The sequence below is a fragment of the Streptomyces sp. NPDC048514 genome (assembly GCF_043199955.1).
Taxonomy (GTDB): Bacteria; Actinomycetota; Actinomycetes; order Streptomycetales; family Streptomycetaceae; genus Streptomyces.
Genome location: NZ_JBICWT010000011.1, coordinates 15,579 through 28,049, shown reverse-complemented (window position 1 = coordinate 28,049; position 12,471 = coordinate 15,579). Strand labels below are relative to the sequence as shown.

11 protein-coding genes, 1 tRNA gene and 2 pseudogenes are annotated in these 12,471 nt (G+C 72.1%); 7 read left to right on the top strand and 7 right to left on the bottom strand.

The window, feature by feature from the left end:
• The first annotated feature begins 8 nt into the window (after positions 1-8).
• On the top strand, positions 9-1,655 hold the full coding sequence (locus ACGFT2_RS24250) for a glycoside hydrolase family 13 protein (protein WP_393281704.1): 1,647 nt from the start codon (positions 9-11) through the stop codon (positions 1,653-1,655).
• 44 nt (positions 1,656-1,699) lie between these two features.
• Here ACGFT2_RS24250 and ACGFT2_RS24245 read toward each other — a convergent pair whose 3' ends face one another.
• Positions 1,700-2,437: a DUF4142 domain-containing protein gene (locus ACGFT2_RS24245; RefSeq protein ID WP_393281703.1), complete on the bottom strand. Its 738-nt coding sequence runs from the start codon at positions 2,435-2,437 to the stop codon at positions 1,700-1,702.
• Between the two features lie 274 nt (positions 2,438-2,711).
• Here ACGFT2_RS24245 and ACGFT2_RS24240 point away from each other — a divergent pair, with 274 nt between their 5' ends.
• Positions 2,712-3,398: a DUF6445 family protein gene (locus ACGFT2_RS24240; protein ID WP_393281702.1), complete on the top strand. Its 687-nt coding sequence runs from the start codon at positions 2,712-2,714 to the stop codon at positions 3,396-3,398.
• Between the two features lie 82 nt (positions 3,399-3,480).
• On the opposite strand, the pseudogene ACGFT2_RS24235 reads toward ACGFT2_RS24240, so the two are convergent.
• Positions 3,481-3,808, bottom strand: a pseudogene (locus ACGFT2_RS24235) (hypothetical protein).
• Positions 3,809-3,922: 114 nt separating this feature from the next.
• On the opposite strand from ACGFT2_RS24235, the gene ACGFT2_RS24230 reads away from it, so the two are divergent.
• The gene (locus ACGFT2_RS24230) at positions 3,923-4,588 is read left to right on the top strand and encodes an SDR family NAD(P)-dependent oxidoreductase (protein ID WP_393281701.1); all 666 of its coding nucleotides are present in this window, start codon (positions 3,923-3,925) and stop codon (positions 4,586-4,588) included.
• An 84-nt stretch (positions 4,589-4,672) separates the two neighbouring features.
• Positions 4,673-5,629 (top strand): MIP/aquaporin family protein, encoded by a 957-nt coding sequence (locus ACGFT2_RS24225; RefSeq protein WP_393281700.1) that lies wholly within the window; start codon positions 4,673-4,675, stop codon positions 5,627-5,629.
• Positions 5,630-5,794: 165 nt separating this feature from the next.
• Here ACGFT2_RS24225 and ACGFT2_RS24220 read toward each other — a convergent pair whose 3' ends face one another.
• Entirely contained in the window at positions 5,795-6,796 is a 1,002-nt protein-coding gene (locus tag ACGFT2_RS24220) for a hypothetical protein (RefSeq protein WP_393281698.1), read from the bottom strand.
• Between the two features lie 374 nt (positions 6,797-7,170).
• On the opposite strand from ACGFT2_RS24220, the gene ACGFT2_RS24215 reads away from it, so the two are divergent.
• Both ACGFT2_RS24215 and ACGFT2_RS24210 read left to right on the top strand, forming a co-directional pair.
• The gene (locus ACGFT2_RS24215; protein ID WP_393281696.1) at positions 7,171-7,953 is read left to right on the top strand and encodes a VOC family protein; all 783 of its coding nucleotides are present in this window, start codon (positions 7,171-7,173) and stop codon (positions 7,951-7,953) included.
• A 229-nt stretch (positions 7,954-8,182) separates the two neighbouring features.
• The gene (locus tag ACGFT2_RS24210; RefSeq protein WP_393281695.1) at positions 8,183-8,599 is read left to right on the top strand and encodes a lamin tail domain-containing protein; all 417 of its coding nucleotides are present in this window, start codon (positions 8,183-8,185) and stop codon (positions 8,597-8,599) included.
• 108 nt (positions 8,600-8,707) lie between these two features.
• Here the strand turns inward: ACGFT2_RS24210 and ACGFT2_RS24205 are convergent.
• The 4 genes and pseudogenes from ACGFT2_RS24205 to ACGFT2_RS24190 form a co-directional block, all read right to left on the bottom strand.
• A pseudogene (locus tag ACGFT2_RS24205) lies at positions 8,708-9,031 on the bottom strand (hypothetical protein); the annotation flags it as partial.
• A 198-nt stretch (positions 9,032-9,229) separates the two neighbouring features.
• Entirely contained in the window at positions 9,230-9,688 is a 459-nt protein-coding gene (locus ACGFT2_RS24200) for a hypothetical protein (protein ID WP_393281693.1), read from the bottom strand.
• Between the two features lie 205 nt (positions 9,689-9,893).
• A tRNA-Met gene (locus tag ACGFT2_RS24195) sits at positions 9,894-9,967 on the bottom strand.
• A gap of 320 nt (positions 9,968-10,287) precedes the next feature.
• Entirely contained in the window at positions 10,288-10,776 is a 489-nt protein-coding gene (locus ACGFT2_RS24190) for an RICIN domain-containing protein (RefSeq protein ID WP_393281692.1), read from the bottom strand.
• A 758-nt stretch (positions 10,777-11,534) separates the two neighbouring features.
• On the opposite strand from ACGFT2_RS24190, the gene ACGFT2_RS24185 reads away from it, so the two are divergent.
• A complete protein-coding gene (locus ACGFT2_RS24185; RefSeq protein WP_393281690.1) occupies positions 11,535-12,326 on the top strand; it encodes an Fpg/Nei family DNA glycosylase in 792 nt (263 codons plus the stop codon).
• Positions 12,327-12,471 lie beyond the last annotated feature (145 nt).

The window sequence follows — 12,471 nt, the reverse complement described above, 5'->3', positions numbered from 1 at the left end:
GGATCCCTATGGCAGACCTCTCCTCCAGGAACCCCGACTGGTGGCGGCAGGCCGTCGTCTACCAGGTCTACCCCCGCAGTTTCGCCGATGCCGACGGTGACGGTCTCGGTGATCTCAGGGGCGTCACCCAGCGCCTGACCCACCTCGCCACGCTCGGCGTCGACGCCCTGTGGCTGAGCCCGTTCTACCCCTCCGAACTGGCCGACGGCGGCTACGACGTCACCGACCACCGCGACGTCGACCCGCGCCTCGGCACCCTGGACGACTTCGCCGAACTGGTCGCCGAGGCACACCGGCTGGGCCTGAAGGTCGTCGTCGACCTCGTCCCCAACCACACCTCGCACCGGCACCCCTGGTTCCAGGAGGCCCTGCGTTCCGCCCCGGGATCCCCCGCCCGCGATCGCTACGTCTTCCGCCGCGGCCGGGGCGAGCACGGCGAACTCCCACCCACCGACTGGCAGTCCGTCTTCGGCGGCAGCGCCTGGCAGCGGACCCCCGACGGCGAGTGGTACCTGCACCTCTTCGCGCCCGAGCAGCCGGACCTCGACTGGGGCGACGAGGAGGTGCGCGCCGACTTCCGGAAGACGCTGCGCTTCTGGTCCGACCGGGGCGTCGACGGCTTCCGCGTCGACGTCGCCCACGGTCTGGCCAAGGACCTCACCGAGCCCCTGCGGGACATCGGCGGCATCGGCGCCACCGGCGAGGAGGCGCTGCTGCGCGTCCCGCCGGGCAGCCACCCGTACTGGGACCGCGACGAGGTCCACGAGATCTACCGCGACTGGCGCAAGGTCTTCGACGCCTACACCCCGCCGCGCAGCGCGGTCGCCGAGGCCTGGGTGCCCGCCGCCCGCCGCGCCCTGTACGCCCGCCCCGACGAACTGGGCCAGGCGTTCAACTTCGAGTATCTGGAGACCCACTGGGACGCCGGTGAGCTGCGCCGGGCCATCACCGACTCGCTGGCCGCGGCCCACGCCGCCGGCGCCTCGGCGACCTGGGTGCTCTCCAACCACGACGTCGTGCGCCACGCCTCCCGCCTCATGCTCCCGCCCGGCACCGACCCGGCGGCCTGGGTGCTGTCGGGCGGCACCGCGCCCGCCGTCGACCCGGCGGCCGGTCTGCGCCGGGCCCGGGCCGCGACCCTGCTGATGCTGGCGCTGCCCGGCTCGGCATACCTCTACCAGGGTGAGGAACTGGGCCTGCCCGAGGTCGCCGACCTGCCCACCGAGGTCCTCCAGGACCCCATCTGGGAGCAGACCGGGCACGTCCGCAAGGGCCGGGACGGCTGCCGGGTGCCGCTGCCGTGGACCTCGACCGGGCCGTCGTACGGCTTCGGGGACGGCGGCGCCTGGCTGCCGCAGCCGTCGTCGTTCGCGTCGTACGCCGTCGAGGCGCAGGCCGGCACGGCGGGCTCCACCCTGGAGCTGTACCGCACCGCCCTGCGCCTGCGCCGCAAGCTGCTGGAGGGCGAGACCCTGACCTGGACCCCGAACGCCCCGGCGGGAGTCCTGGACTTCCGCCGGAGCGAGGCCTGGCGCTGCGTCTGCAACCTCACCGACGAGCCGGTGCCGCTCCCGCCGGGCGAGGTCCTGCTGAGCAGCGCACCGTTGTCCGGGGCGCGGATGCTGCCGGCGGACACCACTGTCTGGCTGGCCTAGCCGGCGCTCGGGCTGGCCGACGGTCGGGCTGGCCGACGGTCGGGCTAGCCGACGGTCGGGCTCGGATCGGGGCTGGGCGCGGCCCCACCGCCCGTGCCGCCGCCGGCACCGTTCAGGTCCAGCGGGGTGGACGTGGCGGTCGGCGGTGGCGTGAGGACCACCTCCGGCTGGCCGGCCGGCGGGGCCGGCGGGGTCAGGTCGGACGTCGGCAGCTTCGGTGGGGTGGTCTGGTTGAAGATGGTCTGGTCGAAGTCGACCAGGCCGGTCTTCTCCATCACCGTGATGTGGTCGAGCACGGTGTCGTTCGCCTGATCGGCGAGGGCGCGCACCAGCGAGTTCTTGGTGGTGGAGCGGATCTTCGCGATGGTGTTGAAGATCGAGCCGTGCGTCATCCGCAGGATGTTGGCGAAGTCGGTGTCGAACTGCTTGCCGCTCTCCGCCTTCAGCTGGTTGACGAAGCCCTGCTGCTGCGGGCTCGCCACGTTGGGCAGCGTGATGTTCAGCATGGGGGCGAGCTTGCGGCAGGAGCTGTCCAGGGCCGCGTGCCCGTCGATCAGGTGCTCGCTGGCCGTCTTGACCCCCTTGGAGGTGCCCTTCTGCAACCCGATCTGACCGAGCGGGTACTCCCACAGGCCCGCCGCCCGCACCTTGACCACGAAGTCCCGGTCGCCCTCGGTGAGCGGCCCCCACTGGGTCTGGGCGATGATCCGTGTCTGCGAGCTGGAGACGGTGTTCATCCCGAGCATGCTCGGGTAGGCGAGTGCCACGAGGGTGAGTGCCATCGCACCGCCCACGAAGAGGGTTCCCGTAGCGTTCCGCGAAAAGCGCACCGTGCCTCCTGCCCGGTCGTGGAGCCACCCACAGCGACGGCGTGGGCGGTTGGGACACACAGCAGTACGGACGGGAGGGCGATTCGTCTCGGCCGCCCGGGTAAAGGGCAGGAAAACCCGGTGAGCGGCCCGCTTGCCAAATGTTGGTGTACCTGACAAACGGTTGAGCAAAGGTTGACCCTTCACCGGGAGAAGCCGGATCGGGCACGGCCCTAGATTTCAGCGCATGCCCCCACAGCCCCCGAGAACGCCGCCCGCCGTGCTGCCCGTCCTGCCCTACCGCAAGCCCACCAGGGGCCGCGACTACTGGGTGCTGGACGACGTCCTGCCGGACGTGGACGCCGTGCGGGAGCGGTGCCTGGCCAAGGACGACTGGGTCGAGGGGCATCCGTACACCTCCGAGTCGTGGCCGGGCCTCAGGGCCATGCCCGGCCTGCGGCCGGCCGAACTCGCCCGCGTCGAGCGGCTGGTGAGGAAGGCGACCGGCGCCGGGGAACTGTGGGTGCAGCGGGCGCCCGGCGGCGGCACGCTCAACCACAACTGCGTCCAGGTGGTGGGCGAGGGCGAGAGTGAACCCCGCCCGCACACCGACTCACGCGCGCTGTGCCGGTACGCCGCCGTGCTGTATCTCAACCCGGACGTGCCCAGGGACTGCGGCACCAGCTTCTACCGCCAGTCCCTGCCCGGCGGCCGGCTCGGCGGCAACGTCGTCCAGCCCCCGCACAACAACCTCGTCGAGGCCCTCGGCACCCGATTCGTCTCTCCGGACGCCTTCGAGGAGGACGTCCGCGTCCCGCACCGCTACAACCGCCTGCTCCTCTACAACGCCAACCTCGTGCACAGCGCGACCGGTTACACCGGCCGGACGCTGGCGGAGAAGCGCATGACGGCGGTCTTCTTCTGGATGGCCTGACCGGCCGCGCCCGTAGCGGCGGCCGCGGTGCGCCGTCCGCGGCAGGTCCGGCCGTCCCGGGGACGCGGGCGGCGGCGCGGCGTCAGAGGCGTGCGGCCTCGGCCACGCCGACGGCACGCAGGGCGCGTTCGACGGTCTCCCGGTTTCGCCGACGGGGGCGACGTAGCCGAGGACCTCGCGCGCGGCGTCCGTCCCGGCCGTGCGGGTGATCACCCACGTGGCGAGATACCGGCGGCCACCTCCCGCGCCCGCACCCCGCTCCCGATCAGCACGACGTCGGCCTCGGTCACGAACTCCATCGGACGCTGCCCGGTCACCTCCACGCCGTTCATGGAGGTCACCGGCCTCGGCGTCGTGACGTAGGCAGCCAGGCCGTCCTCGCGGCACCGGTTGATCAGCGCGGCGGCGATGAAGCTGTAGGCGGGTCTGCCCGGTGGCCGTCGGGCCGGGCCGGTGGCCGTCGGGCCGCAGGGGCGGTGCTCCGGATGTGTGCACGGCCGGCCCGTGCGGTACGGATGCCGGGCATGAGCAGCATCGCCATCGTAGGTGCCGGGCCCGGGCTGGGGGCCGCCGTGGCGCGCCGGTTCGGGCGGGAGGGCTACGACGTCGCCCTGGTCGCGCGGGACCGGACGCGGCTGGACGTGCTGGCCGGCGTTCTCGCGGGCGAGGGGATCACCGCTCGCGGCTTCCCCGCCGACGTGCGCAGGCCGCAGGAGCTGGCCGGGGCCCTGGAGGAGGCCGCCGACGCCCTCGGGCCGGTCGGGGTGCTGCAGTACAGCCCGGTCCCGCACCGGGACTTCATGCGGCCCGTGCTGGACACCGGGCACCGGGACCTCGTGGGGCCCGTCGAGTTCTCCGTGTACGGGCCCGTCGCCGCCGTACGGCAGGTGCTGCCGGGAATGCGGCGGCTCGGGCGCGGGACCATCCTCTTCGTCAACGGCGGGACCGCCGCCGTGCCCCATCCCGACCGGGCGGGGACCTCGATCGCCTTCGCGGCGGAGAGCGCGTACGGGCATCTGCTGCACGAGCGGCTCGCGGACGAGGGCATCCATGTCGCGCAGCTCGTGATCCCGGGGGAGATCGTGGCCGGCCACGCGCGCAGGGACCCGGCGGTGCTCGCGGAGAGCCTGTGGGGCATGCACCGGGACCGGCACGGATTCCGGCACTACGCCGACGACCTCGACAGCTGACGGAGTTCCGTCACGCTGCGTGGAGTGCGTTTATGGGCCAATATGGTCCCATTGGCCGCATTGCTCTCTTCAAAGGGGGCCTCAATGGCTGTCGAAATCCCCACGCTCATCAAGCCGTCCCGGCTCAGAAGCCGGGGCGGGTTGCTGGGCGAGTGCCTGGCGGAGTTCCTCGGGACATTCGTCCTCATCTCCTTCGGCTGTGGCGTGGTCGCCATGGCGGTCGCCGCACTGCCCGGCTCGGGCCGCGCCGCGACCACGACCACGATCTTCCTGGCGGCCGGTGACTGGCTGCTCATCACCTGGGGCTGGGCCTTCGCCGTCATGCTGGGCGTCTATGTGGCGGGCGGCGTCAGCGGCGCCCACCTCAACCCGGCGGTGACCCTGGCGATGGCCGTGCGCCGCGGATTCTCCTGGGCCAAGGTCGTGCCGTACTGGTGCGCCCAGGTCATCGGCGCCCTCACCGGGGCGGCCCTGGTCTACCTCGTCTACCACAGCGCGATCAACGCGTTCGACCAGACCGTGACGGGCCCGAAGGTCAACGGCCACACGAACGCCACGTTCTCCATCTTCGCGACCTTCCCGGCCCCGTACTTCCACGGCGGCATCTGGGGGCCGCTCATCGACCAGATCGTCGGCACGGCCTTCCTGCTCATGCTGATCGCCGCCGTCCTCGATCTGCGCAACCAGGCCGTGAAGGCCAACCTCGCGCCGCTGGTCGTGGGCCTCGTCGTCGCCGCGATCGGCATGTCCTACGGCGCGAACGCGGGCTACGCCATCAACCCGGCCCGTGACTTCGGACCGCGCCTGTTCACCTACGCGGCGGGCTGGGACAGTCTGGCGTTCCCGGGGAGCGTGTCCGGCGCGTTCAGCGCCTACTGGTGGATCCCGATCGTCGGGCCGCTGATCGGCGGGGTCATCGGGATCGTGGTCTACGACCTGTTCATCGGCGATGTGCTGGTCGTCCGCAGCGAGTTGGCCGAACTGCCCGAGCCGGGCCGGTCCCGGCCGGTCCAGACGGTCGACGAGGACGAGGAGTATTAGAGCCCGTCGTGCGTCCGGCGAGGAGTCCCGGACCTCGTCGTGCGTCCGGCGAGAAGTCCCGGACCTCGTCGTGCGTCGCCGACCTGGACGGGCGACCTGTAGTCCGGGCACCTCTCCTACGGCGCCCGCACCCGCGGAACACCGGCAGTCGGCCCGCCCGAGGCGTCAGCCCAGGCACACCAGGATCAGGCAGAGCCCGGTGGGCGAGGTCGAGTCCCCTGCCGGGGAGGTCTCCGGCGTGCCGGGGGAAGTGCCGCCGCCGGTGCCGGCGGGCGTCGCGGCCGAACCGGTGCCGGCCGGGGGCGTTTCGGCGGTGGCCGGTGCGGTGTGCTGCTGGGCGGTGCTCGGCACGACCGGCCGGGACGGCGCGGCGGTGTCCGGCCGGGTGACCGGCGACGCCGTGTGCGAGGGGGCCGGTGCGGCCGTGTGCGGGGCGGCCGGTGCGGCAGCGCCGGGGGCGGCCGGCAGGGTCTGCTGCCGCGGCATGTTGCCGGCGGGCGACTGCGCGGTGGGCGTGCGGGGGTGCGCCGGGCGGTGCGGAGTGGGAGGTGTCGGGGCCGGACGGGAGGGCTCGGCCGACCGCGCGTCGGCCCCGCCCATGCTCCTGTGGTCCGGCGCGGTCGCCGCCTGCGCCCGGTCGGCGGAGTTCCGGTCCATCGTGGCGATGCTCAGCCCGCCGCCGACGATCGCGACGGCGGTCGCCACCGCCGCCCGGCGGCGGCTCTTCTTCCAGCGGGCCAGCTGACGGCGCCGCGCCGCCCGCCCGCGCGGTGCGGCAGGCGCGTCCTCGACGTCCACGTCCACGGCCCCGGCCGCGGCCCCGCCGCCCCCGTCCGCCGCGTCATCGGGCCCCGCCGGGACATTCCGCGGCGCTGGGACGTCCCGCTCCGCCGCGACGGTCGGCGAACCGCCGAACCAGGTGCCGGTGACGGCGTCCGTTGCTCCGGCGTCCGGTGCTCCCGGGGCTGCTTCGGCGGTCACCGCTGAGGCGGAGTCCGCGCGTGCCTGCGCCGTCCACGCCGGGTTCGTCCGCGCCGGGTTCGCGGCCCAGCCCGGGTCGCCGAGGCGGCCGGTGCCGGTCGGGGCGATGTCCGGGGCGTAGGCGCCGCATCCGGGACACACCAGGGCGCCGTTGAGGTGCCGACGGCACGAGGAGCAGTAGTCCATGCGCGGTCTTCCTGAGTTGACTGCGCCGTCGGCCCGCCGGGGCCACGGCCTGGTCGCTCGTACAGGGGATCGAGCGATCAGTCACGGTAACGAGCCTTTCGAAAGGCTGTGTGCAGTCCATGTGCCGCTCCTGCGCAGATTCCCGGACCACGCGCGCCGCGCGTCCGTGCCGGCCTGTCCGCGCCGGCCTGTCCGCGTCAGCCGTCCGTACCGGCCTGTCCGCGCCGCGCGTCCGTGCCGGCCTGTCCGTGCCCGCCCGTCCGTCCCCGGCCGGGTGAACCCGCGGGGGCGTTCGGGTGGCCACGGCGTGCCCCGCCCTCACCGGGTCGGCATAGTGGCGGGCGGCTCCGCACCGGACCGGCAGGAGGAAGCGCATGCTCGGTACAGAATTCCGCACCGGATCGCCCATCTGGATCGACCTCGGAAGCCCCGACACGGACGCGGCCGCCGCCTTCTACGGCGCCGTGTTCGGCTGGCAGTTCGCGTCCGCCGGACCGGAGGCGGGCGGATACGGCTACTTCCGGCAGCAGGGCAGGACCGTGGCCGCCGTCGGGCCGCTGTCGGAACAGGGCGCCACGTCCGCCTGGATGACGTACTTCCGGACCGAGGACGTCCGGGCCACCGCGCGCGACGTGGTGTCCGCCGGCGGCACGCTGCGGGCCGAACCCGTGACCATGGGCGCGGTGTCCATGGCCCAGGTCACCGACCCGCAGGGCGCGCAGTTCGCCCTGCTGCAGTCCCATCAGGGCCTGGAGGCGACCTCCGAGGACAACACGCTGGTCTGGGTCGAACTGCACGTCGGCGACCCGCAGGCCGCGATCGGCTTCTACCGGGGGCTGTTCGGCTGGCGCGCCGAGGAGATGCGGGCGCCGGGCATGTCGTACCAGGTGCTCAGCGTCGAGGAGGGCGACCAGCAGGAGGGCTCCTTCGGCGGTGTGGCTCCGCTGCAGGCCGGCCGGGAGAACGAGGACGCGCGCTGGGTGCCGTACTTCGCCGTCGCGGACGCGGACGCCGTCGCCGCCGCCGTACCGGGCAACGGCGGGACGGTGCTCATGCCCGCGGCGAACGTCCCCGACGTCGGCCGCATCGCCTGGCTGGCCGACCCGGCCGGAGCCGTGTTCGCCGTGCTCAGGCCGGACCCCCGCCAGGCGGCCTGAGCGGACGGTTTCGGGCGGCGGGAGCCCGGCCGGCGCGTGTTCCATAACGCCCGAAAACTGAGTAACAGGGATGTCCTGAAACGGTAATCAACGGCGCATGTCATTCCATACCGGTCAACCGGGATGCAGAGTGTGGGTGCGCGGCCAGCCGGCCGCCTACCGCACCGCTGTAGGAGGATCCCTAGTGACCGTTTCCGCTTGTGTGCGTCGCCTGACCGCCGTTGCCGCAGTGGCAGCCGCAGTTGTGGGCACCGTGGCACTGCCGGCCGTCGCCGCCGACCACTCGCCCCGTGCGCACCGCAGCACCGTCCACATCAGTGGTGTCGCGGCCCACTCCGGCCGTGGCGACCACTCCAACCGGGCTCTCAACAAGGAGTGGGTGGCCGTCACCAACGACTCCCGCCGCGCGGTCAGCCTCGACGGCTGGACCCTCTCCGACAAGGACGGTCACACCTACACGTTCCACCACTACCGCCTCGACGGCCGCTCGACCGTGCGCGTGCACACCGGCATGGGCCGCGACACCGGCGAGGACCTGTACCAGGACCGCCGCAAGTCCGTCTGGGACCACAACGACAGGGCGACCCTGCGCAACGACCACGGCCGCTTCGTGGACGACGCCTCCTGGGGCCGTCGGCACGGCTGACCGGTCTGCGGCCGGCGTGACGGGCGACCGGCCGGCCTGACCGAAGAGGCCCACGGCTCCGAGGGGTTCGGACGCCGTGGGCCTCTCACGTGACCGGTGCGGTGCGGCTCACGTACGCGTGGCGGTACCGCACTTCCCGCCGACGGTCTTCCCGCCGCGCGCGGCGAGCGGGGTGCTCCGGTCGTACGGGTCGACCTCGGGACCCTCACCCCGGTCCGAGGCCGCGCGCCCGGCGCCGAACTCGGGGACGAGGAAGCCGGTGTAGGTGCCGCAGCCGCCGTTGGCGATGTCCACGTGGTAGGACACGAGGGAGAACGTGCCCGGCTCAGTGATCACCTTCGCCGGGTCGTCCCAGCTCATGACGGTCTCGCGGCGCTCGATGGTGCGCGCGATCTCGTGGCTTCCCGCCGCGGCGCGTACGAGCGGATAGACGACGCCGCCGGCCGGCCGCCTCGGTCGGCGGCGGCCGGCGAGCGGTGCACCCTCGGCACCGTCGGACCCGCCCCCGAACCATCCGCTCACCCGCCCCGGAGCCGGCGCCACGACCAGCAGGGCGGCGGCGACCAGCAGGCCGACCGCGTACCAGCCGATGGAAGGGGCCCGACGAAGCGCGTTTGAGGGTGCGTGCCGTCAGTCCTTCAGCTCGTACTTGCAGTACTTGTCGGACTTGCCGCCCTGGTTGTCGGCGACCTGCTTACCGTCGACCTTGATGGTGCACGGGGCGGGCCTGAGCATCCCGTCCGTGCCCTTGACCGTGGCGGGTACCACCGACACCGTGACGCCGACTTTCAGCTCGGCGCCCTCCAGCCGCATGGACTCCGTCTTCGTCCAGGGCAGCGTCACCTGCTCGAAGTGGTTGGTGTTCCCGATCCACATGACCTTGCCCGCGCCCGTGCCCCCGACCTCGAAGACCACCTGATGGGCGACGCCCTTCTTCCCCGGCGCCGAGCCCTTCGCGCCGCCGCTCGCCGAGACGCTCGGTGAAGCCTTGCCCGCCTTGGCCGGCCCGGCGTCCTTCTCGCTGCCGCACCCGGTCAGCGTCACGGACGCTGCGAGCAGGGTGATGATGAGGGTCGCTGTCTTGCGCATGGTGTACTTCCCCGTTGCTGAACTGATCGGTATCGGTGCAGTAGGAGACCGTAGATCATGGCGCGACGCGGAAGGACACCGCCCGAGAGGCGGCGGGCGATCTTCGTGCCAGTCCGTTCGGGTCAGGGCCCGGGCGGCCACGCGGTCATCGCGTGGGCTTCGGACAGGACGAAGGGCCCGGCTGCATGCCGGGCCCTTCGGAGAGTAGCGGGGACAGGATTTGAACCTGCGACCTCTGGGTTATGAGCCCAGCGAGCTACCGAGCTGCTCCACCCCGCGTCGGTGAGGCCACTCTACACAGTGATCTCCGGGGTCGGGGCGGCGCGCGTACGGCCGTCAGCCCCGGACGATGTTCTCGGGCCCGGGGACCCTCCCGCCCCTGGGGCACGTCGAAGGTGACGGACTGCGGTCAGAGCCGTTCTCCGCGAGTCCTGACCGGGCCGATGCAGAAGTTCTGGGAGCAGCGGTGCGCACCGGAAGCGGAAAAGCCCCGACTCGGTCGGGGCTTCTCCGCACATGGCGGTGAACGCCTCTCCAGCGTCTATGCGCCGAAGAGCGTCTCTCGGCGTCGCTGGAGGTGAGCGGTAATGGGGGCGGGGTCAGCCGACGACCGTCCACGACTGCGGGTGGTTGTACGCGTCACCGCAGGTCCACAGCGTGAGCCAGGTGCCGTTGGACAGCGAGTTACCCTTGGCGGTCAGGCACTTGAGCCCGTGGTAGGTGTAGATGTGCTCGCCCTCGCTGTAATACCTCTGCACGCCGGGGAACGCGTAGGGATCGCATGTCCACAGCGTGAGCACCGCACCGTTGGTGCCCGAGGCATTGCCGCGCGGCGTCAGGCACTTGCCGCTCACATCGTGGACGAGGAGGGCGCCCTCCCAGTGCCACTTCTGCATAGGGCTGTCGGTGCACGACCAGACGGTGACGACCGTGCCGTTGGACGTGCCGTTACCTTCGGGAGTGGCGCACTTGTTCTCCGTGTTCCACAGTACCGAAGTGCCGACAGCCTGGGCCGGGCTCGCGGTCAGTGAGGTGAAGCCCAGCATGGCCACAAGCGCGAACAGCGCTGTCGATGCCTTGCGAATCATGTCGTGTTCCTTCTTGATTTACCGGCCCCCCGGCCGGCACATGGTGATCCCCACCAGGACGCCCATAGAAGGGTTCGGTCTCTGGCATGGGAGCAAACGCACGCCTGTACACGCGTCTTGGCCCACGAACAGAGATGTCCGGAGCCACTGGTGAGAGAGGACGCCCAAAGTGTGGGTGTATCAAACCGGCCGCATGCCATGTACACGTCGCTTGCTGGATTTGAGTATGCCCTCTGCGGCGGGAAATGACCATCTCTTTCGGAGAGGTCTACCCGGCTGAGCTGCAGCGGAGCCCCTGAGAGGGCCCTCGGCGGCCAGGACTGCGGGCGGCGCGGAACACGGGCAGCGTGTCCGGGCAGCGCCCTGCAGTAGCTCGACGCACAAAAAACACGAGTGCCCGTCGCAGGTGCAAAGGAAATCGAGACAGGCGGCCCGCGTATCCGCATCGGCTGTGGCCGCGCTCCATTTCCGCCCTGGCCCGAAGTGAGCGCGGCGATAACCGCGAACCCACCGGATATGGTGGTGTTCACCGTCTGCATGTCCACCTCCCTATGGGGTGTGGTCCTCGGGAACGACCATGCCGGAACTCCTCACGTTGCCGGGTCTTCACCGCACTGCACTGCACCGCACTGCACCCCACCGCATCCAGGAGGCTGCCGTGGTCCTGAGTGATGTTCCGGAGCCGAGGGCCACCACGGCAGCGGGGCGGGCCCATTCCGATCGGGTGCCGTGCGCCGGCCGGTACCGGTGCGTGGACCGTGCCTGAACTGCCGGACGTCGAGGGCTTTCGGAGGGTGCTCGAGTCCTGCGCGCGGGGAAGGACCGTCCGGCGCGTCGACGTGCGCGACGCGGGTGTGCTGCACGGCATCAGCGCACGACGGCTGGCCGGCGCACTCGAAGGCCGGCGGTTCACCGAGCCGATGCGGCACGGGAAGTGGCTGCTCGCCCACACCGGCGGCGGGCCCACCGTGATGCTGCACTTCGGCATGACCGGCCTGCTGGTCTGTGGCCGCCCCGGCGACCCGGTCGAGACACATGACCGCGTCCTGTTCACCCTGTCCGGCGACCACCAGCTGCGCTACCGCGACCAGCGCAAACTGCGGGGCCTCTGGCTGGCCGGCGACGAAGCGGACGTGGCCCGGCTGCTGGAGCGCCAGGGCCCCGACGCGCTGGCGGTGGGCCGCGAGGAGTTCGAATCGGCGCTCTCCTCGCGCCGCGGCCACATCAAGACCACCCTCATGGACCAGGCCGTCCTCGCCGGACTCGGCAATCTCCTCGCCGACGAGATCCTGTGGCGTGCCGGACTGCGCCCCGACAGCCGGGCCCGGGACCTCACCTCGGCCGAACGCCGCAGCCTCTACACGCACATGCGCCGCACCCTGCGCTCGGCGGTCACGGCAGGATGCGTACCGCCGCGCGACTCCTGGCTCACCGGCCACCGCGACGACGAGGTGCCGACGTGCCCGCGCTGCGGCACCCGTCTGCTCCGGACCCGCATGTCCGGTCGAGGCACGGTGTGGTGCCCGCAGTGCCAGCCGAGCGGCTCCTGAGCCAAGGCCCCTGCTCGCCTGCACACGTCCGGCTCGCCTGCTGCCCACGTACGTCTGGCTCGCCTGCCGGTGCGCCCGGCGGGCGGTCCCGGGGGTGCCGTCCCCCCGTGCCGTGTAGGCCGAGCGTGCACTGTTCGCTCAGGTG

Coding starts and splice junctions, on each gene's coding strand:
- ACGFT2_RS24220 (WP_393281698.1), bottom strand. CDS start 6,796: ATGGACTACTGCTCCTCGTGCCGTCGGCACCTCAACGGCGCCCTGGTG.
- ACGFT2_RS24190 (WP_393281692.1), bottom strand. CDS start 10,776: ATGATTCGCAAGGCATCGACAGCGCTGTTCGCGCTTGTGGCCATGCTG.
- ACGFT2_RS24225 (WP_393281700.1), top strand. CDS start 4,673: ATGGCTGTCGAAATCCCCACGCTCATCAAGCCGTCCCGGCTCAGAAGC.
- ACGFT2_RS24230 (WP_393281701.1), top strand. CDS start 3,923: ATGAGCAGCATCGCCATCGTAGGTGCCGGGCCCGGGCTGGGGGCCGCC.
- ACGFT2_RS24240 (WP_393281702.1), top strand. CDS start 2,712: ATGCCCCCACAGCCCCCGAGAACGCCGCCCGCCGTGCTGCCCGTCCTG.
- ACGFT2_RS24245 (WP_393281703.1), bottom strand. CDS start 2,437: ATGGCACTCACCCTCGTGGCACTCGCCTACCCGAGCATGCTCGGGATG.
- ACGFT2_RS24250 (WP_393281704.1), top strand. CDS start 9: ATGGCAGACCTCTCCTCCAGGAACCCCGACTGGTGGCGGCAGGCCGTC.
- ACGFT2_RS24215 (WP_393281696.1), top strand. CDS start 7,171: ATGCTCGGTACAGAATTCCGCACCGGATCGCCCATCTGGATCGACCTC.
- ACGFT2_RS24200 (WP_393281693.1), bottom strand. CDS start 9,688: ATGCGCAAGACAGCGACCCTCATCATCACCCTGCTCGCAGCGTCCGTG.